The sequence below is a fragment of the Streptomyces sp. NBC_01176 genome (genome assembly GCF_045039825.1).
In the GTDB taxonomy this organism is placed as follows: Bacteria; Actinomycetota; Actinomycetes; order Streptomycetales; family Streptomycetaceae; genus Streptomyces.
The window spans coordinates 274,740-295,469 of record NZ_CP108601.1; the positions used below are offsets into that span (position 1 = coordinate 274,740).

15 protein-coding genes and 2 pseudogenes are annotated in these 20,730 nt (G+C 71.5%); 10 read left to right on the forward strand and 7 right to left on the reverse strand.

The window, feature by feature from the left end; genetic code table 11:
* Positions 1-8 precede the first annotated feature (8 nt).
* The 4 genes from OG199_RS44765 to OG199_RS44780 all read left to right on the forward strand — a co-directional run bounded on the left by OG199_RS44765 (position 9) and on the right by OG199_RS44780 (position 3,470).
* The gene (locus OG199_RS44765) at positions 9-1,079 is read left to right on the forward strand and encodes a GSCFA domain-containing protein (RefSeq protein WP_331728219.1); all 1,071 of its coding nucleotides are present in this window, start codon (positions 9-11) and stop codon (positions 1,077-1,079) included.
* Entirely contained in the window at positions 1,024-1,719 is a 696-nt protein-coding gene (locus tag OG199_RS44770; RefSeq protein ID WP_331728222.1) for a hypothetical protein, read from the forward strand. Before OG199_RS44765 ends, OG199_RS44770 begins: the two co-directional genes overlap by 56 nt.
* A 70-nt stretch (positions 1,720-1,789) precedes the next feature.
* Positions 1,790-2,668, forward strand: a complete 879-nt coding sequence (locus OG199_RS44775) for a TauD/TfdA family dioxygenase (protein WP_331728225.1) — start codon at positions 1,790-1,792, stop codon at positions 2,666-2,668.
* 34 nt (positions 2,669-2,702) lie between these two features.
* Positions 2,703-3,470 carry a hypothetical protein gene (locus OG199_RS44780; RefSeq protein WP_331728227.1) on the forward strand — a complete coding sequence of 256 codons (768 nt, stop codon included), beginning with the start codon at positions 2,703-2,705 and terminating at the stop codon, positions 3,468-3,470.
* 18 nt (positions 3,471-3,488) lie between these two features.
* Here the strand turns inward: OG199_RS44780 and OG199_RS44785 are convergent, their stop codons facing one another.
* Positions 3,489-3,803, reverse strand: coding sequence for a putative quinol monooxygenase (locus OG199_RS44785; protein ID WP_331728231.1), 315 nt, complete (start codon positions 3,801-3,803; stop codon positions 3,489-3,491).
* A 712-nt stretch (positions 3,804-4,515) separates the two neighbouring features.
* Between OG199_RS44785 and OG199_RS44790 the strand changes: the two genes are divergently transcribed.
* The gene (locus OG199_RS44790) at positions 4,516-4,935 is read left to right on the forward strand and encodes a hypothetical protein (protein WP_405834974.1); all 420 of its coding nucleotides are present in this window, start codon (positions 4,516-4,518) and stop codon (positions 4,933-4,935) included.
* A 17-nt stretch (positions 4,936-4,952) separates the two neighbouring features.
* Positions 4,953-5,204 carry a helix-turn-helix transcriptional regulator gene (locus OG199_RS44795; protein ID WP_331728236.1) on the forward strand — a complete coding sequence of 84 codons (252 nt, stop codon included), beginning with the start codon at positions 4,953-4,955 and terminating at the stop codon, positions 5,202-5,204.
* Positions 5,205-5,603: 399 nt separating this feature from the next.
* Here OG199_RS44795 and OG199_RS44800 read toward each other — a convergent pair whose 3' ends face one another.
* Positions 5,604-7,199: an ABC transporter substrate-binding protein gene (locus OG199_RS44800; RefSeq protein WP_331728238.1), complete on the reverse strand. Its 1,596-nt coding sequence runs from the start codon at positions 7,197-7,199 to the stop codon at positions 5,604-5,606.
* Positions 7,200-7,516: 317 nt separating this feature from the next.
* Complete coding sequence (locus OG199_RS44805; RefSeq protein ID WP_331728241.1) at positions 7,517-8,314, reverse strand: thaumatin family protein; 798 nt, start codon at positions 8,312-8,314, stop codon at positions 7,517-7,519.
* Between the two features lie 794 nt (positions 8,315-9,108).
* Between OG199_RS44805 and OG199_RS44810 the strand changes: the two genes are divergently transcribed.
* Positions 9,109-11,415, forward strand: coding sequence for a molybdopterin-dependent oxidoreductase (locus tag OG199_RS44810; protein ID WP_331728244.1), 2,307 nt, complete (start codon positions 9,109-9,111; stop codon positions 11,413-11,415).
* Positions 11,416-11,722: 307 nt separating this feature from the next.
* The gene (locus OG199_RS44815) at positions 11,723-12,877 is read left to right on the forward strand and encodes an MFS transporter (protein ID WP_331728594.1); all 1,155 of its coding nucleotides are present in this window, start codon (positions 11,723-11,725) and stop codon (positions 12,875-12,877) included.
* Between the two features lie 324 nt (positions 12,878-13,201).
* Here OG199_RS44815 and OG199_RS44820 read toward each other — a convergent pair whose 3' ends face one another.
* The gene (locus tag OG199_RS44820) at positions 13,202-14,476 is read right to left on the reverse strand and encodes an ArgE/DapE family deacylase (protein ID WP_331728246.1); all 1,275 of its coding nucleotides are present in this window, start codon (positions 14,474-14,476) and stop codon (positions 13,202-13,204) included.
* Positions 14,477-14,892: 416 nt separating this feature from the next.
* Between OG199_RS44820 and OG199_RS44825 the strand changes: the two genes are divergently transcribed.
* Complete coding sequence (locus tag OG199_RS44825) at positions 14,893-15,150, forward strand: hypothetical protein (RefSeq protein ID WP_331728676.1); 258 nt, start codon at positions 14,893-14,895, stop codon at positions 15,148-15,150.
* Here OG199_RS44825 and OG199_RS44830 read toward each other — a convergent pair.
* Positions 15,150-15,367: pseudogene (locus OG199_RS44830) on the reverse strand (hypothetical protein); the annotation flags it as partial. The gene OG199_RS44825 and the pseudogene OG199_RS44830 sit on opposite strands and share 1 nt — an antisense overlap.
* Before the next feature lie 3 nt (positions 15,368-15,370).
* Here OG199_RS44830 and OG199_RS44835 point away from each other — a divergent pair.
* Positions 15,371-15,543: pseudogene (locus tag OG199_RS44835) on the forward strand (LacI family transcriptional regulator); the annotation flags it as partial.
* Between the two features lie 65 nt (positions 15,544-15,608).
* Here the strand turns inward: OG199_RS44835 and OG199_RS44840 are convergent.
* Both OG199_RS44840 and OG199_RS44845 read right to left on the reverse strand, forming a co-directional pair.
* Positions 15,609-16,067 carry a DUF5709 domain-containing protein gene (locus tag OG199_RS44840; protein WP_331728597.1) on the reverse strand — a complete coding sequence of 153 codons (459 nt, stop codon included), beginning with the start codon at positions 16,065-16,067 and terminating at the stop codon, positions 15,609-15,611.
* Positions 16,068-16,398: 331 nt separating this feature from the next.
* On the reverse strand, positions 16,399-20,493 hold the full coding sequence (locus OG199_RS44845; protein ID WP_331728248.1) for a discoidin domain-containing protein: 4,095 nt from the start codon (positions 20,491-20,493) through the stop codon (positions 16,399-16,401).
* Positions 20,494-20,730: the final 237 nt, after the last annotated feature.

Consider the following 20,730-nt stretch of genomic DNA (forward strand, 5'->3'; position numbering starts at 1 on the left):
TTCACCCCGTGCAGCACCCCTACACAGGCCTGCCCGCCCGGTCCTTCTGGCGGACCGCGGTCGCCGAGGCCGACCCGGCCGAAGCCGGTGACCTGTGGACGCCGAAGTTCGGCATCGGACAGGACGAGCCGGTCATCACCGCGGGCTCCTGCTTCGCCCGTCACATCGGCCCCGCCCTCCTGCAGGAGGGCATGCACTGGTACGACGCGGAACCGGCGCCTGCGGGGCTGACCCGAGAGCAGCGCCAGGCCCGCGGATACGGCAGTTTCTCCTTCCGCACCGGCAACATCCACACCGCGGCGGCGCTGCGCCAGTGGTTCGCCTGGGCCTTGACCGAGGAGCGTCCACCCGACGAGGTGTGGCACGACGAGGACGGGCGCTGCCACGACCCGTACCGGCCCACCGTCGAGCCCGACGGGTACGCCTCGCCCGAGGAGGTGCTGCTGGCCCGGCAGGCCACCCTGGCCGCGATCCGCCGTGCCCTGTCCGAGGCGGGTGTCCTGGTGTTCACCCTCGGTCTGACGGAGGCATGGCAGGACACCGTCCACGGCACCGTCCTGCCGATGTGCCCGGGCACGGTGCGGGGCACCTTCGACCCCAGCCGGCACGTCCTGGTCAATCACACGGCGGCCCAGGCGCACGACGACCTGGCCGCGGCCGTCGCCCTGGCCCGAGCCGCCAACCCCGGCCTGAAGACCGTGCTGACGGTGTCCCCGGTGCCGCTGACCGCGACCGCCACCGGACGCCACGCGCTGGTGGCGACGACCTACTCCAAGTCCGTGCTGCGAGCGGCCGCCGGACAGCTCGCCGACCGGCTGGACCACGTCGACTACTTCCCGTCGTACGAGATCGTCACCGGACACCCCTACCGGGCGGCCTCCTACGAGTCCAACCTGCGCACGGTCAGCGCCGACGGCGTCGCCTTCGTGATGCGGCACTTCTTCCAGGCTCTGCACGGCCGTACCTCCCCGCGGCAGCCGGCCGCCCGATCCCAGCCCACCGTCATCGGAGAGGACCAGTCGTGTGACGACGCCAGCCTCGACTACTACAACCCCGGCCCGGTTCCTCCTGCTGGGTGACTCGCACGCGGCGTGCGTGGGGCAGGCGGCCCGAGCGGCCCACCTGTCCTTCGCCGGCGGCCCCGTGGGATCGGGACGTGACTTCCTTGGCCCATTCTTCGACGTGCGCGGCACCGGCGTCACCCTGCGCGACGCCGAGGCGCAGCGCCTGTACCGCTCGGCCCTCGAGGCCCTGGGCATCAGGGTGCTCGACCGGCTGGAGGTGCCGCTGGTGTGCACCTTCGGGTTCGCCGCGCACACGGTGGCCACGGCGGAGAACTGGGCCGTCCACCGTGACGACCGGGGCGACTACCTCCCCGGCTTCCTCGACAGCGAACTGTTCGCCTCCCTGATCAGGGCCACGGTGCGCGGAGCGCTCGCCTTCTACGACCACACGACGGCACTCGGCATGCGCGTCCTGGCCCTCATGCCCCCGCAACGGGTGCCGGAGATGTCCGACCCGCGGGTTTTCTTCGCGGCCCAGGAGGTCATCCGGCAGGAACTGCTCGCACGGGGCGTCGAGGTCGTCGACGTGCGAGCCCGGGTCACCGACGCCACCGGCCTGCAGCGCGCCGCCTTCTGTCAGGCCGGCGACACCATCCACGGCAACCTCGCCTTCGGCCGCCTGCTCGTGGCCGAACTGCTCGACCGCGGACTGTAGACCGCGCCCCACCCCGGACCGTCGCCCCACCCGCCACCCCCGACCGACCACCACTTGCCCGGAGGCACCCATGGAGGACCACGCCCTGCAGGCCGTCGAACGTCTGACGACCCGCCCGCCCGAGCAGTACGAGACCCTCTCGGTCACCCCGATCACCCCGCTGATCGGCGCGGAGGTCTCGGGTCCGGACCTGTCGGGAGAACTCACCCCGCAGCAGGAGAAGGAACTCAAGCACGCGTTCCTCTCCCACCACGTCCTGGTCTTCCGCGACCAGGACCTCACGCCCGAGCAACACAAGCGGTTCGCCGCACTCTTCGGCGAGCTGCACCCGGTCGTCCTCGCCGCCGGGGACGCCGACCCCTACGTACTGGAGATCAAGGCCGACAAAGACTCCCGGGCGGTCGCTGGCAACGGCTGGCATGCCGACGGCACCGCCGACGCCGAGCCGTCCCTCGGCTCCATGCTGCAGATCACCACGGTCCCCGAGGGCGGCAGCGGCGGCGACACCCTGTTCGCTAACATGCACCTGGCCTATGAACTGCTGTCCCCTGACATGCGCGCCTTCCTCGACGGGCTGACCGCCCTGCACGACGGCGCCCTGCCGTGGACCGCGGCCGGCCGGACCCCGCCCCCCGAGTACGACGTCCCGCGCACCGAGCACCCCGTCGTGGTCCGGCATCCCGAGACCGGCCGCAAGCTGCTGTTCGTCAACGGGCCGTACACCTCGCACATCACGCAGCTGTCCCGGCCGGAGAGCGACGCGCTCCTGCAGATGCTCTACGACCACGTCGCCCGGACGCCGCTGCTGCAGTGCCGGGTGCGCTGGCAGCCGCGCACCCTGGTCTTCTGGGACAACCGCTGCGTGCAGCACCACGCGGTCTGGGACTACTTCCCGCACACCCGGTACGGCCGGCGGGTGGCCATCGACGGCACCCGGCCCCGGTCCTGACGGCCGCACCTCCCCGCTACGAGCGAAGGCGCCCATGACCGACAACGCCGGCAGAGCTGTGTTCACCGCCGCCCCGAGCGCGGTCCACGCCGTCCGGGCGTCCGCCGCGAACTGGCTGGAGGAAGTACGTCCGCAGTGGCTGCGGCAGCTGCTCGTCGCCGCACACGAGCAGCTGCCCGCCGCCCTGCAGGACGACTGGGCCCGCGAAGCCCGGTACGTCCTACGGACCCGGCCGCCCGCGGCCGGGCTGCGGGTGGTGCACGCGTGGCAGACCCGGACCGTCCTGCCGCTGCTGGCCACGGCCTGGGCCCGGAAGCCGTCCCCGGAGCTCGACCGTCTCGACGCACTGCACCGCACGGCAGCCGTCACCAGGATCACCCCGGACACCTGGCGGTCCGGCCTGACACCGGTACTCCGGCGCCTGTACCGCTCGTCCTACGACTACCCGGCCGCGTGCGCCGTGGCGCGGGCGGGCGCAGCCGCCTGGGCCCTGGCCAACGGGCACACGCCGGAGCAGGCGGACGAGTACGGCCGCCGGTACGCCGAGCTGAGCGCCACCGCGAACGCCGAGGCCTTCGCCGAGGCACACGCCCGCGCACTCGGCGGGCTGCTCGCCCACGCCTACGCCACCGACCACGACGATGGGTACGCGGCCACCTATCCGGGGGCCCAACTGCGCGCCGTGGTAGCGGCGTCGGGTCCAGGCACACAGGCCGCCGGCGACAGCCCGGGCGCCTGCGGGCCGGCGCCGGTGCCGGCGATCCTCGCCGACGGCCTGCTCGCGGTCCTGCGGGAGGGATGACCCGGGTCGGTCCGCCGGTCAGACCTCCAAGGTCCTGAGCCGTTCGATCCGGATGCCCCCGTCGGTCAGTTCGCCGGCCAGTTCGGCGAACGCCCGCAGGTGCTCGCTCTGCGCGTGCGCCCGCAGATGCTCCTCGCTCTGCCAGACCTCGTGCATCACCAGCAGACCGGGGTCGTCCAGGCCCTGGTGCGGCACGTACGTGAGGCAGCCCTGCTCCTGCCGGGTGGCCGCCACCAGGGGCGTCAATGCGGCCCGGAGTTCCTCCTCCCTGCCGGGGCGCGCCTGCATGCGCGCGACGAGGACGACGAGTGTTCCGAATTCCTCGGTGGTCATGACATTTCCTCCTGGGACGAGACGAGGGAGCACCGTTCAGGTGCACGTTCTTTTCGCCAGCGACAGTCCGTGCCGACCGACACGGTCCTCGGCGGGGGTCCGGCGCGCCGGACCCGAGTTCCTGCCGACGATACCGGTGGAGATTGTGTGGACGGCCGCGCGTCCCACGATCACCGCCCGCCCGCCGCCGTGTCGCAGACCGAACGAACCCACCCCGAACACCACGCACTCCCATTCGGCACACGTGTGACCCGGTGAATCAAGTACCTTGGCACAGAGGTGATCGGTGACACGTGGCGGGCTCGTGACCTGTTCGTGGACTGTCCGGCACGCTGCCGGACGACGTGCGGCCGCATGACGACGGCCGCTTCACTTCGTGCCGGCCGCCGGAAGTCCCCAGGTGCAGCGTCCGGTACGCAGCCCGTGCGGTCGACGGCGGGGCCGGCGACCGCTACGGTCGTTCTCGATGCTCGGTGAGGCTTTTGCGAGGCCTCGACCCTGCCAGGCGGTCGGCGATGTGTGTCAAGGCCACCATGCTCGCCCTGCGTGGCGAAGCCGGCCGGGCCCGCGAGCTCGCGGCCCGGCCGCGGCGGGCGCCGACCCGCTCGAGATCAGTGCGCTCCACGCTGCGATCCTGGCCGTCCGGGGGGCCGCAGCCTGCGCCGAGGGTGATCACGACCTGGCCTTCGAACACCTGCGGGGCCTGTTCACCGTGGGTTCCGACCCCCAACCCCTGCACTACCGTGCCTCGCTCTACCACGTCGGCGACCTGGCGGCCGAGGCGGTCTGTGTCGGCCGCCAGGCCGAGGCCGCCGCGGTACTGCGGTCTGTTGCTGGTCGGCTGGCCGGCGGGGACGCGTCGGTGCGGCTGGCCATGCAGGTTCACAGGGCCCGCGCCCTGCTGGCGTCCGACGCCGAAAGCGGCGAGCACTTCCAGGCCGCGCTCGCCGACCCGGAGGGCGAGCAGTGGCCCTTCGAGCGGGCCCGGATCGCCCTGGAGTACGGCCAGTGGCTGCGCCGGCGGCGCAGAATGGTGCAGGCACGGACACTGTGCGCGCAGGCCCTCGCGACCTTCCAGCAGCTTCGTGCCCGGCCGTGGGCCGAACAGGCTGCCGAGGGCCTGAGGGCCTGAGGGCCTGTGGCGCCGCGATGCCGCCCGAGGACGGGGGCCGGGGACGGCTGCTCGACCGGCTGACCCCGCAGCAGAGCCAGGTCGTGCGGCTCGCTGCCTCAGGGCTCACCAAGCGGCAGATCGCCGACCGGCTGCTGCTGTCGCCGCGGACGGTGGGTTTCCACCTCTACCAAGCCTTCCCGAAGCTGGGCGGGACGTCGCGGGCGCAACTGCGGGACGCGCTGGACGCCGGATCCGGCGACCGGGGCGGACCGGTCCCGGTGCGCTGACGCGCGGTGCCGGGGAACGCGCGGACACGTGTGCCCGCGCTTGCGTCGCCTGGCGGAGACGTCGGGCAGACTCGCCGGGTGGGCCGGGGCCGTCCGTACAGGCATGCTCGGCCCCTCGGCCCCGCTTCCTGCGCGTCCGCCCTGCGCGCAGAATCCAGGGAGCTACGCGTCATGCTCACCCGAGGACTACGTGTTCGCGGGCCACGGGCAGGTGGCGCCGGTCCGCGCGCGGGCGGGAGACGACCGCTGCGTGACGCCGACGGCGAAGCGGCGCGGCGCATCCGCCCTACGCGACCAGGTTCTCCTCAGCCCGGTCACCGCTGCCTGGTCACCACTGCCCGGTCCAACGCCTCGCACGACAAGTCCTGACCCGTTTCGCAGCCGGGCGTCGGCCGCTCGTCAGCTCTTCCTACCGCGCTTGAGTTCCCACAGACTCAGGGCGGCCGAGGAGTTGATGGCATAGGCGGTGCCGGTGATGCCGTCGCGGGCGGCGATGTACTGCTTGCCCTGCCACAGCGGGAGTATCGGCACGTCGTCGGCGACGATGTCCTGGATGCGCGTCAGGCTCCCGACGGCGTCGAGCCGGTTGGTCTCACGACGTGTCCTCGGAAGCAGGACGTGGCGGATCTCGCTGTTGACGTACGGCGAGTTGAGCGTGTTGTCCTTGTCGAGGAAGGGAGCGACGTAGGTGTCGGCGTCGGGGAAGTCGGGGAACCAGCCCAAGCCGTAGACGTCGTAGGCGCCCTTGCTCTCGGCCGGTCTGAACCCGCCCCATCGGGTGCCCTGGACGGAGACGTTGAACAGGCCGCTGGCGTTGAGCTGCCGCTGCAGGATCTTGAACTCCTTGCCGGTGGCCGGACCGTAGTGGTCGGTCGTGTAGTGCAGCGTCAGCTTCACGGGGGTGGTGATGGCCGCTTTCGCCAGGATCGCCCTGGCCTTGGCCACGCTGGGCTCGCCGTACTTGTTGAAGAAGGAGTTGGAGTGGCCGGTGATGGTGGCGGGGATGATCGAGTACAGAGGCTCGGCCTGGGTGCCGTAGACCTTGGCCACCAGTTCGCTGCGGTCGACGAGCTGCGCCATCGCTCGTCGTACCGCCCTGCTTCTCACCGTGGCGGCTTCGGTGTTGAAGCCGAGGAACTGTATGTCCAGACCGGGCGTCTCGACCAGGTCGATGCTGCCGTCGCCGGTGTCGGAGAACTTGCGGATCTGTTCCGGCGACATGGTGCGGCTCATGACGTCGATGCCGCCCTCGGCCAGGGCCGCGCCCATGGCGTGGGAGTCCGCGAAGGACCTGAGCTCCACCTTGTCGTTGTTGAGTGTCACCGCCCCCTTGTACCGAGGGTTCTTGGTGAACACGGCGTCGGTCATCTCGCCCTTGGAGACGTCGGCATCCAGGACGTAAGGGCCGGATCCGTCGACCGAGAAGCCGTTCCGCAGTCTGTTCTTCGCGTACTTCCTGGGATGGACGATGCCTGCGACGGGTGTCGACAGTTTGAAGGGCAAGGTGGCGTCGGCGGTGTTCAGGTGGAAGACGACCTCGCTGGCGCCCTGCGTCTCCACGGTGTCGATGGTGGACAGCAGGCCGAAGACGCCGCTGTCGGCCCTGATGGCCCGGACGCGGTCGATGGAGTACTTGACGGCGGCGGCCGTGACGGGGGTGCCGTCGGCGAACTCCAGGCCCTTGCGCAGGGTGCAGGCGTAGCGTTCGTTGCCGGTGTCGGTGAAGCCGCACTCCTCGGCGGCGTCTGGAACGGGGTTGCCGCCGCCCTTGGGCTGGGTCATCAGGGACTGCACGGTCTGGCGCAGGATGTTCCAGGTGCCGACGTCGTACGCGTAGGCTGGGTCGAGGGGCGCAGGGGCGTTCTTCGAGGCGATGAACCGGTCCGTTGTGCCGACGACGATCGCGCCGCCGCCGCTGTCGGCCCCACCGCAGGCGGCGAGTACCGGTGCGAGCAGACCGGCCACGGCCGGTAGCACCAAAGTCTTACGGTTCATGATCGAACTACTCCAGGGCTGTGGATTCCGCTTCCCCTGCCGCGGGTTCGGGTGGGAGGTGACACGGAGGAGGAGCTGTGACTATGTCGAGAGGCTAGTGCGCGCCGGTCCGGCTCGTTCGGTGACGCGGAGGAAGGGGGTCGGACGGGGCGGCCGGTGATCATTTGGGGCGCTGCCCGTCAACCTCGGACATGCCAGATCGCCATGGAGCCCGAATCGCACCGGTAAGACCGGTTCGTTCGACCGCGTCGGTGACGCCTTCCGGACCGGAGGAGCGCGGGGATGCTGCCTCATGGGGCAACGACCCTGCACTCCTGTCACCCGTCCTCAGCGCCAGTGTGCACACGTGTGTGGAGAGTGTGATCGAGTGGCCGCGCCGTGTGCCTGGCCAGCCGTGCCACACTGGCCCCCCGCGCGTCAGCTTCCGCTTCGGCTGACCCCCCAGTGATGCGGTAGTCACAGTCGCCCGAGCAGGTGAGCACGCTGGTCTCGTCGTCGTTGACGTAGGAGTAGGCGAAGGGCTCCGCTTTCTTGAACACCGCCGCCGAGTTCATCCGCCAGGTGGAGGGGACGCGGCGGGAGCGCGGGGCGTACTGCCCTTCGCAGCAGGTCCGGTCCGTCCGGTAGACCAGACAGGCGCTCAGACAGGCCACGACTCGGCCGTTGCGGAGGCGTTGCAGAGCGGCCGGACAGGAGGCGTTGGCATCGTGCGTGCAGCGGGAGGCGGCGCACCCGTCGGCGTTCACGCGGTCCGTGCCGCTGCCCCCGAAGGAGTTGATCCACATGGGCAGGTTGTTGCCCTCGACCAGACTGACGTCGTAGAAGTCCATGCCGTTCCACGCGTTCAGGTTGAATTCCGCCAGAGTGGAGGGGAACTCGCCCCACCTCCGCCCGCACTGGAAGTGCCCGCAGCCCCCGGTGAGGCAGTCGCCGTTGCCGGCGGCGTCGAAGGAGCAGCCGGTACGTGCCCAGACCCTGGCGTCCCAGTGAGCCGGCACGGTGAAACTCCGGCTTGCCCCGGGCGGCAGCACCCACCCGCTGGCGGCGACCGGGTGCGCCGGATCCCGGGCGAGAGCAGGCCAGATGGTCTGGCTCAGGCGGTTGACCAGGGTCACGGTGCGGGTGCCGGAGCCCCCCGGCCGGACGGCCGGCCGCCGAGGCGGAGGAGGTGCCCGTGGCAGTGGGACGGGAAGCCGTGGCCGAGGGGCGGCGGTTGGCCGTCGGCCCGGACGGCGGCGCGGTGGGCTTCACACTGTGTGAGGGACCGGAGACGGCGTGCCGGCCGGTGAGTCGGCGAGGACGGGCGCGGCGCCCGCGGCGGCCTGCCCCGCCGCGGACCGGGCGGGCGTGTGCGTCCGGGCGAGGAGCGGACCGGCCGCCACCGCCAGGCAGGCGAGGACCGCGACCCCCGTGACGAGCGGGCCGCGCCGGACGCGGGGAGCCCGATGCCTGGTGGGCGTGCCGAACGGGTGAGCTGGCCCCTGCTTCCGTCTTTTCCGGTGAGACGACGCCTGGCGACGCTCCATGAGGTCACTTCCCGGGTTTGTTGTCCTGCTCATGCTGTACCGGTTACCGGCCGACTGAGGTCCCGCAACGGAGACGGGGAGCTGGGAGGCGTGACAACGAAAATCCGGTGGCCAGAATCCCCGGTGGAGGGCCGGCCTCAAGGGCCCGCGTTGCCGTCGCCGCGCACATTGCGTGTGGAGTCCCGGCGGGGGACCTGTGGGCGTACGTGTGTCAGGTGGTGGCGTGTACTACCGTGAGCGCGTGTCGCGTCACCGGTTCACGGCTGCGACCCTTGCCCGAGCGAGGTGCACGATGTACTGAGCACCGGGTAGGCCCGTGCGAGCATACGTATGTGGCTCGGCCGTGCCCTTCGGACGGACAGTGCACGAGAGCGGGAGTTCGGATGACTCAGTGGCAAAAGACCGCCTGCAGTCTCTGTTACGTCAACTGCGGACTAGAGGTCCAGACCGACGGCCGGAAGATCACCCGCGTCCGCGGTGACCGGGAGCACCCGCGTTCCGAGGGTTACCTGTGTCAGAAGGCCCAGCGGTTGACCTGGTACGGCGACCACGGCGACCGTCTCACGACGCCTCTGCGCCGCCGTCCCGACGGCACGCACGAGCCGATCGACTGGGACACCGCCCTCACCGAGATCGCGGACCGGCTGCGGGCGATCAGGAACGACGACACCGGCGGGGACGAGGGGCCGATGGCCTACGTCGGTGGCGGCGGCCAGGGCAACCACTCCGGCGGCCCCTACGGACACGCTCTGCTGCAGTGGATGCGTTCCACCCGGATGTTCGGCGCGCTGTCGCAGGAGAAGACCGGCGACTTCTGGGTGAACGGCAAGATGTTCGGACATCAGACCTGCCACACCGCCGAGGGTGTCGAAGAGTGCGACCTGCTCCTCGTCATCGGCTGCAACCCCTGGATGGCGCACGGCTTCAACCGCGCCCGCAACGTCGTGAACACCATCAAGAACGATCCTGCGCGCAGGATGGTCGTGGTGGATCCGCGGCGCACCGAGACGGCCGCGGCCGCCGACCTGCATCTGCCGTTGCGGCCCGGCACGGACGCCTACCTGCTGGGCGCGATCCTGGCGCTGATCCTCCAGCGGCGCGGGCAGGACGAGGCGTTCCTGAGCGCGCACACCGAGGGTTTCGAGCAGGTCGCCGAGGTATTGCGCCGCATCCCGGTGGACGAGTTCATCACCCACACCGAGGTGCCACGGGCCGACGTTGAACGGGCAGTGGACCTCATCCTCGGTGCGCGCGCCATGACCGTCCGTGTGGAACTCGGCATCCAGCAGGGACGCAACTCCACCCTCAACAGCTACCTGGAGAAGCTGCTCTACCTGCTGACCGGTCACTTCGGCCGACCCGGCACCAACGCGCTGCACTCCTGGCTGACGCCGCTGTGGACGGAGTCGACCGGCAGGCGCTCGGCGATCACCGGGTTCGAGTACATCGGCGGCTACCTGCCGTTGAACACCCTCGCCGAAGAGTTCCTGGCCGACCGCCCCGACCGGGCGCGGGTGATGTGGGTCGACTCGTCCAATCCCGCCAACACCGCCGCGGACACCGCCTCGTTCGAGCGCGCCATCGCCGCCGCCGAACTCTCCGTCGTCGTCGACGTGGCGTACACCGAGACGGCGGCGCTCGCCGAGTACGTGCTGCCCGCAGCCTCGCAGCACGAGAAGTGGGAGTGGACCTACTTCACGTTCGAATGGCCGGTCAACTACTTCCACTTGCGTCCTCCGATGTTCGACCCGCTCCCGGGAACCATGGCCGAGGCCGACATCTATGCCCGCCTGCTCGACAAGCTCGGCGCGCTACCCGGCCAGGAGGTGCTGGACCGCCTCACCGAGATCGCGCGCACCGACCGCGTGAACCTCCTATCGCATGCCGCTCCGCTGCTGAAGGACACGCCCGGCCTCGCCCCGGTCCTGCTGCACCTGACGCTGGGCCGCACACTGCCCGCCGGCGCGGCGCCCGCGGCGGTGCTGTGGGCCGGTTGCCACCAGGCGGCGCGGCGCATGACCGTCCAGGTGCAACGGGCGCTGGGCACCGGGCTGACCGGTCCCGCCCTCGGTGAGGAGCTTTTCGACCGGATCCTTTCCTCGCCCGGCGGACTCGCCTTCAGCGAGCACACCCACGACGAGGTGTGGAGCCTGATGCGTGGCGAGCGCGTCCGGCTGGACGTTCCGGAACTGCTCGAGTGGCTCGCCGGGCTGGACCCGGCCCAGAACCGGCCCGACCCCGAGTTCCCGCTGTCGTTGATCGGCGGCCAGCGACGCAGTCACAACGCCAACCAGATCCTGCGCCCGCCGGCCTGGCGCCGTACAGATCCAGACGGCGCGCTGCGGGGGCGGGCCGAGGACCTGGCCGCGGTGGGAGCCGCGGAGGGCGACTGGGTGGCGGTCGTGTCGCGGACCGGACGCATCGTGGCCCGCGCCGAGATCGACGGCACGCTCCGCGCCGGTCAGCTGGCGCTGCCCCACGGTTACGGCATGTCCGTTCCCGACGGCCAGGGCGGACGCGTGGTCGACGGCCCCCGCATCAACCTCCTGACCGACGCGGCCGACCGTGACCCCATCGCCGGTACTCCGCATCACAAGGACGTCCCGGTGCGTCTGGAACCGGCCACCGCCGAGGAGCGGGACGCCGCTCAGCGGGACAGCGAGCGGGTCCGTCGGCTGGTCACGGGCTGAGGGCCCGGTCGTGAGGGGGCCCGCACCGCGTGCGGGGCGGTGCTGGGGCGCGTACACCACTCCCTGCTGCGCCGCTGCGGAGGCGTCCCCCGGACGCCGGTTCCCTACCGCAGGCTCCAACGTCCAGCCCGGCCGGCCGACCAAAGGCAATCCTGCCGACGGCATGCGCCGTGTCAGGTCAGTTGCAAAACCCAACTCGCACGTTCCGCTCCGCCCCTCGAGCCCCGCATGAGCACCCCCGAGCAAGCCGTCGAAACCCCCGGGACACCCGAAGCCGGTCATCCGCCGCGACAGCCGACGCCCGTCGATCGATCCGCGGCCAGCCGGCCGGCTCGCCGACCGCTACGGCCGCAAGCGCGTGTTCCTCATCGGAGTCGCGGGCTTCGCCGTGACGAGCGCGCTGTGCGGACTGGCGCCCAGCGCCGGCGTGCTGATCGGCGCCCGCGCCCTGCAGGCCGCCTTCGCCGCACTGGTCTCCCCCACGTCACTGGCGCTGATCCTGCCCGAGTTCCCACCTCAGCGCAGGCCGTTCGCCATCGGCGTCTGGGGAGCCATGGGCGCGGTCGCCGCGGCCCTGGGGCCGACGTCGGGGGCGCTACTCATCCAGAATCTCTCCTGGCGCTGGATCTTCCTGGTCAACGTGCCGGTCTTTGCGGTGACCCACGGCCTGCCCGACCCGGTCGGCGCGGCCCTGATCGCCGTCATTCCCGCCGCGCTGAGCCTCGCCATCATCGAAGGGCCTCGATGGGGCTGGTCTGACGAACGGGTGGTGGGGTCGTTCGTCGTCGCCGTACTGATGCTGCCGGTCTTCCTCGTCCGCACCCGGCGGGTTGCCCGGCCCGTCATGGATCTCGCACTTTTCAAGAGCGCGCAGTTCCGCCTGGTCAACGCCGCGACCCTGATCTTCGCCGCCGCTTTCTTCGGCGCGCTCCTGGCCACCCTCGTTTTTCCGCAGACCGTGTGGCACTACAGCGTGCTGCGCGCGGCGCTCGCCGCCTCACCCGGCCCGGTGATGGTGGCGGTCCTGGCCCGCGTCTCGCCCAGTTTCTCCCAGACGTACGGCCCACGCCGGGTGCTGACCACGGGCGCCGTGTTGTACCGCGGGGCCCTGGCCGCGTACGCCGCATGGGTCGGTACCACCCCGCACTGGCTGTACCAGTGGCTGCCCCTGCAAGCCGTCCTGGGCGCCGGTATCGGCTTCACGCTGCCCGTGCAGTCGACCGCCGCTGTACAGGAACTGCCCCCCGGCCGGCTGGCCGTCGGATCGGCGATCAACGCAGCCTTCCGGCAGCTCGGCGCGGTGCTCGGCATCAGCCTGTTCGTCGCGGTGGTCGGCCGGCCCGGCCCGGCTGCCGCGCTCGACGCGTTCCACCGTTTCTGGTGGCTCTTCGCCGCGCTCGGCCTGGCGTCCGGAGCCATGCTGTGGACCACGCCGGGAGCCCTGGGACGCGACGCGCGCTGAGCTGTGCCTGGCGGCCGGGATGACACGTATGTTCCCGGCGACTTCCCCGGGAGCGGTGACCACGGGCGGCAGGCAGCGCCGACGGGCCTCGCCGGCGTCCGTCGCACCGCACACCAGAACTTTTCTGTTGTGCGGCGGCCTCCGCAACGGTCTCCTCTGTGTACGCGCCATGACAGCGCACTGCGACCGCAATCCTGCTCGAAAGCATCGAGGAAGGCACAAGGATGGCACGACGCAACCGGCACGGCGCCAGGCGCGGACGGTACTGGTGTACGCATCGGCAGCCGCGCTGGCGACGGCCCTGACCGCGTTCGCCGCAGGTGATCAGGCCGTGCCGGCCGCCCGCAGCGCGGTGAGAATCAGTGTGCGCGTCACGGTGACGACCTCGCTCAGACGCACCTGCTCCCGCGGCCCGTGGGCGAGGCTTACGTCGCCGGGCCCGTACTGCACGGTCGGGATGCCCTCCGCCGCGTACAACCGCAGGTCGCTCCCGTATGGCGCGCCGGCCTCGGGCAGCGGGCGCCCGCCGGTGACGTCGGCGTGCGCATGGCCTACCAGGGCCGCCAGCGGGTGGCCCTCGGGCAGACTGCCGCTGGCGAACTTGCCGCCAGGCCACGTCACCCTGGCCGGATGGTCCCGCAGCCAGGCATCCCGGGCGCAGACCTCGGCGACGCACGCCTCCAGCTCCGCGCGGGCGTGCGCCACGTCCTCGCCCAGCCGGACTCCCAGCCGTCCCTCGGCCACCAGGAGGCCGGGCACGCTGCTGGCCCAGTCGCCCGCCCGGAGGGTGCCGACGGACACCGGGCAGGGGACCGGGTAGCCGGTGAGCAGCGGATGGCGGTCGACATTCCGACGGGTCTCGAGCGCGGCCAGCGCCCGGTAAACGGGGAGGAAGGCGTCGACGGCGCTCACACCGGCATAGCGGGTGCTTCCGTGTGTGGCCTTGCCCGGTACCTCGATCCGGAAGGTAAGCGCCCCGGCATTGGCCCTCATGAGGGTGGAGCCGGTGGGCTCGGCGATGACGCAGGCGTCGCCCGTGTGGCCACGCCGCAGGGTCCCGAACGCGCCCAGCCCGCCGTCCTCCTCGCCGACCACGAAGTGCACCGCGAGGCGGCCGCGCAGTCGCACTCCGGCGGTGCGGATCGCCGCCAGCGCGGTGAGCACCGCCGCGAGTCCCGCCTTCATGTCACAGGCGCCGCGGCCGTGGACTACGTCTCCCACCACCCGGGGGACGAACGGGTCGCCCACCCAGTCGCCGAGGTCGCCCGGCGGCACCACGTCGACGTGGCCCTGCAGGACCAGCGCCGGTCCTTCGCCCTGGCCCGGCGTGCTGCCCACCAGACCCCACGCCTCCGTCCGAGGCACTTCGGTCCCCGGGAAGTCGGGGTGAGCCCGCAACGCCGGCAGGTCCATGGACCACAGGTCGACGTCGAGATCCAGGTGCTCCAGGCGCTGGCCCAGGAGGTGCTGCAGTTCGGACTCGGCGGCACTGCCTGTCACGCTCGGCACGGCGATCAACTCCGTGAGTAGCCCGGCGAGTCCCGCCTCGTCCACAGCGGCGAGCGCGGCCGACTCCCGTTCGTTCTGGCATATGGTCATGACAGCCTTGGTCTCCCGAGGTAGTGGTAGTGGTCGTCCGGAGACTAGAGACACGTGTGCCCTCCCGGCAACGGTGAGTCGTCACCTGTGACCCTGGGTTGCTGCTGGCCGGATCCGGAACGGGTTCGAACCAGGACGGCCACTCACACGTGTTTATGATGCAGGACCTTTCCGTAGGCGTCGGCTGGGGTACGGAAGGCAAGGCCGTCTCCAATGGGCGGCTCCTGCGCGGCTGTCGCCCCACGTGGGGGTGGGTGCGTCGGCCCGAGGGGCCCGGCATCGGCGTGCCGGGCTCCTCGCTGTGCCGTCCGGATCCTCGTTGCCGACCGGGGCCCTCACCGCCCCGTCGAACTCCGACGGCCTGCGTTGCGTGTCCTACTCGGCAACTAGCTCAGGCGTACAGACAGGTGAAGACCATGATCTCTGCACGATTCAGCCGTGAGGAAAAAATTCATCACCTGGTCAACTGGTCCACTACCTGGGTCAACCACGGCCGGGGGGAGAGCATGTGGGCGTACTCACTGCGACTGGGCGGGTCACACGCCCTGCTGAACGGCTGGGCCGGCAATCCCAGGCTGCTGAAGCTCCTCACGGCGGAGGAGCGGCGGCGCCTGGAGATGGCGCGCGCGAGATCGGCCCAGGTGTGGCGCGACCGTGAACCGGCGAGACGCTGAGCCGGGACCGACCCGGTCAGCTGCTCCCGGGCGCGGGACGCCGTGCCGTTCATGTCCTGCAGGTCGACGGCGTCGAGCGCCCGGTCCACCGCGCGCAGGATGTCCCAGCGGCGCGCGCGGAGTCCATCGGCAGCTCGGCCATCAGCTCTGAGCACCTCCAGGTCGATACCAGCTGCCACACGGTCTCGTCGAAGACGGCGAGGTCCGTGCGGGGCAGCGGTGCCGCATGGTCAAGCTTTGTGGCTGTCCGCGCTGTCCCGCGACAGCGTGGAGTTCGGCCGGACCGCCGCGCGGGAGCTGACCGCGTTGCTCGACGGCTCATCAGTGCGCACCGTGCGGGTGCGGCTGCCGGGCCTGATCGCCCGGGAGAACACGGCGAGGGGTCGCGGCGCCCGACCGGCAGCGGCCGGGCGGCGCCAGGAGGCACGGCCGGGCGAGAACGTCCGCCCGGCTCGGAGTCATCCCCGGAGATACGTGTCGGACTGGGGGATCAGGTGCATGGCGGCCTCCTCGGCCGACGCCCCGGCACCGTCCAGTCCCCGGTCGGACGCGGCCAGAGGGGACGAGGTGTCGGCCCGGACGCCCTCGTCGGGTGCGACGAGCCGTCCGGCACGCGCTTCACCGACCTCGGCGTCGATCAGCTCGCCGTCGGTGTCCCAGGTGTCCCCGATGCCGTCGCCCTCGGGGAACCGGATGTCGGGTACCTCCTCGGCCAGGCGCTCGTCGAGACTCTCCCCGCGCAGCCGTTCGGCGGCCGTGACCCCGCTGTGCTGCACGGCCCACGGCCGTTCCGGCGGCGAGTAGCCCTCGTCCAGGGCCTCCTCGCCGGCCCGGTAGTCCAGGGTGTCGGAGGCGTCCAGCACTCCGGCGTCGTCCTGTACGTCGGAACCGTCCGGCTGGTAGACGTCGTCACCCATCGCTTCGTCGGTCAACGTGTTCCTCCATCGCGTCGAGGGCCGGACGGCCGCGGCAGCCGCTTCTCCGCGCCCGGCGAGCAGCGGCACCACTTGGGGCCACGCGTGATGCAAGCGTATCCGCGCCGTCGGGCCGCCGCGCGCAGCGGGTGTGTGAGCGCCTGCGGCGGCCCGGCGGCCGTTCCCGCCGTACTGCCGGCTCGACGTCGCGGTACCCGCCGGGACGGGGGCCGGGCGTGCTGTGTCCCGTCAGCCTTTGCCCCCGCCCACCGTGCCGGCACCGGAACGGCACTGCGAGAGGTACCGACCGCCGGATGCCGGACCGTCGGAGGTGTCAGCCTCGCACCGTGGTGGCCGGGCCGTTGTAGGCCTCGATCCGCAGGGCGGGGCGCCCCGAGGTGAGGGCTGCGGCCGGCCAGGACAGGCCGACCTGCCGGGACTCACCGGGCAGTAGCCACAGGTAGTTGTCGCTGTAGAGAGTCGGCAGCACGCGCCGGCCGGTCGCCTCGTCCAGCAAGGACAGCCGGACCATCACGGCCACGGCCGAGCCCCGGTTGCGTATGCTCGCCGTCAACTCGTGCCGGTCCCCGGCGCGGGACACCTGGGTGATCCTGCCGGTCGTCCTCACCTCGGCGACGTCGTTGAGGGCCCGCATCGCGGACGGCTCGCGGTGGCGCCAGTAGGTGTTGCGGGACACCTCCCGGCCGTTCGCGTCCTCGAGTGTCAGCCGCAGCAGGTGCAGGGCGGGCAGGTCGTCGGTCCATCCGGCGGTGAACGCCTCGGTGGTGCCTGACCGCTTCACGTCCACGCGGGCGCTTCTGCTCCGGCCGAGCGGCCGGCCCGTCAGGTCGAAGAGCCGGGCGGTGACCGTCGCGTTCTCCAGGTCCGCCGCCGTGTGGTTGACCGCCAGGACCCGCCAGGCGGCCGGGTCGGCCTGGACGTGCAGCGCCTCGCACCCGGAACGGGACCCGTAGTAGGCGCCGTTGACGTCGAAGTCGTAGTCGTAGGTCTGCCAGACCGTGCTGTGCCAGGCCGGATGGGACATCCACAGCATCAGACCGGAGGCGTTGTCCCAGAGGTTGGCGTTCCACGCCTCGAACATGGCGCGGTAGTTCTCGTAGTTCACGAACTGCGCCTTGCGGGCGAAGTCGTCGAGATCGCGCGCCTCACCGAGCCGGTCCTCGATGGCCGCCCAGTAGTTCTGCGGCGCCTGGTTGCCGTGCTCGCTCCAGTCGTGGTAGTACCACGCCCCGCCGATGGGCCACTCCTGTTCGTCGCCGGTCATGTTGCGCAGGCTGGCGGCGGTGGACACCACCGGCATGCCGATCTCGGTGTGGAAGCCGAAGTCCTTGCTGCTGTAGGTCAGCGGGTCGAAGTACTTCTCCGGTTCCACCCAGCCGTAGGGGCCGCCGCCGGTGACGATCCCACCGGCCGAGTTGCTCTGGTAGAGCAGGCCGGGCGCCTGCCGTTCGACGGCCAGGCGCATCCCGGCGTCGATCCCGGCCGGCGGGTTCCCCTCGTTCGCACCACACCAGACGGTCACGCAGGGATGGATGCGGTAGCGCAGGACGGTGTCCCGGGCGATCGCGTTGTACGCCTCGACGTCCGGTACGTCCATGCCCCATGCGTTGGGGAAGTCGTTCCACACCAGGATGCCGTGCCGGTCGCAGGCGGCGAAGAACTCCTCCCGGTCGCTGGTGCCGACCCAGTTACGGATCATGGTGAAGTTCATGTCGCGGTGCATGCGCACTGCCGCGTCCATCCGCTCCGGCGGCATCCGGCGCAGCAGTTCGTCCCAGCCCCAGTTGCCGCCGCGGGCCAGCACCCGGACACCGTTGACGCTGATCCTCAGCGGATCGGGGGCGTTCGACACGGACTTGACGTCCGTCCACTTGGCACCGTCGTCGGAGACCTGGATGACGTACGTCTTCGGATACGCGGTCTCCCATACGACCGCCACGCGGTCGAACGACTGCCGGGATCCCAGGTCGACCTGGATCCACTGGTGGTCCTCGTACTGCGAGGACCAGCGAGTGCCCGCGTCGCCGTCGGTGGCGTGGGACGCCGGGTGGTCGGACTCCTCGGTGGAGGCCGTCGCCTCCCGGTGCAGCGCCAGGTCGGTGCCGGGGTGCGCACGGTCGACGACGCTCAGGGACCACAGGGAGTTGCCCCAGCTGGTGTTGCGCAGGCCGCAGTTCAGCCGCAGGTAGCGGGCGGTGACCTGGTCGAAGTCCTCGATCTGGAGGCTGGCCCGTCCGTCGCTGAAGGGCAGGGGCACCCCTCCGTTGTCGACCGAGGACACCACGTCCCAGTCGGTTCCGTCGGTGGACACCTGCACCTCGAACGACCGGGCGTAGGCGCGTTCCCAGACGAGGTCGACCCGGTCGAAGCTCCGCGCCGAGCCCAGGTCGACGCGGATCCACTGATCGTCCTCGTATGCCGAGGACCAGCGGGTGGCCGGGTCGCCGTCGGTGGCGTTGGCCGGCCCGTGCCCGTCGCCGTCCGTGCTGGAGGCGTCGGCGGGCGCGTGCAGCGCGAGGTCCGCGTCCGGCCGGGCGCTGTCGAACACGGACAGGGCCCACACGGAGCTGCCCCAGGACGTAGCCCGGGTCAGGCACCTGATCCGGACGTACCGGGCCTGACGCCGCTCGAAGGTCACCGACTGGGCGCAGGAGTCGCCGGTCGAGGTGAACGGCAGCGGGGTGTCGTGCTCGTAGCCGAACTGCCGGATCCCGAAGCGGCTGGTGCGCCGGTCGCTGACCGCGCCGTCGACCGAGGTCGTGAGGGTGAGTTCGTACAGGTGCGGCTCGCCCAGCCCGTTGGGCCACCACAACCGGGGTTCGTCCACCCGTAGCGCGCGGAAGGAGTCCGGGGCGAACACGACGTCGACGCCGCCGCCGGCGGGCACGGTGACGTCCTGGTACACCCGGACGCCGTCGAACGCCGCGGTGACCCTGGCCCGGCGGTCGGTGGAGTCGGCGTTACGGACCGGCACGACGATCGTGAGCTCGGCGACGGAGAGGTCCGGCAGGCCGGGCAGCAGGGTGTCCACCCGCGGGTCGCCGATGACGACGTGCCCGGTGGACCTCAGCCGGACGTGGTTCCAGATGCCGGCCGCGCGGTCGCGTACGGCGGGCATCCAGTCCCAGCCCGAGGCCGCGAGGTAGGTGGGGGAGTTGCGGTTCATCTGCTCTGCGCCCGCGTCCACCCAGGCCTGGCCGAGCGGACCCTTGTCGCCGGGGCTGCCGGGCACGGGCATCGGGGTGATGCCGACCGCGAGGGCGTTGGTGCCGCGGGCGTCGAGCAGCGCGGTGACGTCGAAGGAGGCGCGGGCGAAGGGGTACGTCAGCTTGCCGGCCTGGTGGCCGTTGAGCCAGACGTCCGCCGTGTGGTTCACGCCGTCGAACTCCAGCCAGGTCCGGCGGCCGGGACCGGTGGGCAGACCGCGGGGCAGCGCGAAGTCCCGTTTGTACCACCACGCATGGCGTGACAGGGCCTCGGGCACGCGCAGGTTGTTCAGCCCGGCCACCGGGTCGGGCAGCTTGCCCCGGTCGACGAGGGAACCCAGGACCGTGCCGGGGACCGTGGCGGGAAGCCAGCCGCTGGTGTCGACACCGGGCCGGGACAGTGCGGCACCGTCCCCGCCGGCCCGGTCGTCCCAGGTGAGCCGCCAGCCCGACTCCAGCGGTACCGAGCCGTCGTCGGCCACGGCGAGACCGGGCGCCTCGCCGTGGTCCGTGCCCCAGTCGGTCCAGCCGGTGGCCGGGGCCCGATGTGCCCTGGGTGTGCCGTAGACCTCGAACCCGTTGAGGCCCAGGGGCAGGGGACTGGATCGCCTGCGGGAGGTCATGCGTACCCAGCGCGCGGCCGTCGGGCGGGGCAGTTGGATGCTCACCGCTCCACCGGTTCCCGCGGTGGTGCGGTACACGCTCGTCCAGGAGGCACGGTCGACGGACGTCTCCAGCACGAACTCCACCGCGTAGGCGGACTGGATCTCCTGCCCGGTGGTGCCGCTGTGCGGGTTGTCGCCAGCCGGCGGGGTGAACACCGGGTCGGCGGCCTCCGCCTCGAAGACCAGGCGGATCGAGGTCACGTCGCACACGGCCTGCAGGTCGACGGCGATCCACTGCGGGTCGCCGTCCCCGGCTCGCCATCCGCTGCCGCGGACCCCGGGCACGCCGAGCCCGTCGACCGCGAACGAGCCCGGTGTGGGGGCGTAGGCCGTGGAGGAGACCGAAACAGGCCGGTAGCGGGCGAGTTCGTCCGTCCCGGACTGCTTGCTGCCGGCGGCGGTGTCCGCGGCGGCAGAGGCGGCCGGCGCCGGGAGCAGGCCCTCCAGGCCGAACCCGGCCAGCAGGGTCGCCCCCGTGGTGACGACGGAGCGCCGCGAGGGGCGGCGTGGATATCCGGCTGAGTCGTGCAGGGGCATGACATACCAATCGGGACGGCGTGGGTGCGGGCGGCGTTGCGCCCTACCCCGCGGCGGCGCAGGATGACAACGTTGCCAAAGCGTCTGGCGCCGGACGCCTCACTGTCAACCCTGTGGAGCGACCTTCTCACGGCATGTTTCTCGCAGGTTCTCGGGCGGCCGCGCCAACCTGCGAGAAACGTGCCGGCCACCGGTGGCCCCTCGGGGCCGGCGAGGTTGGTCGGCGCCCCACGCGCG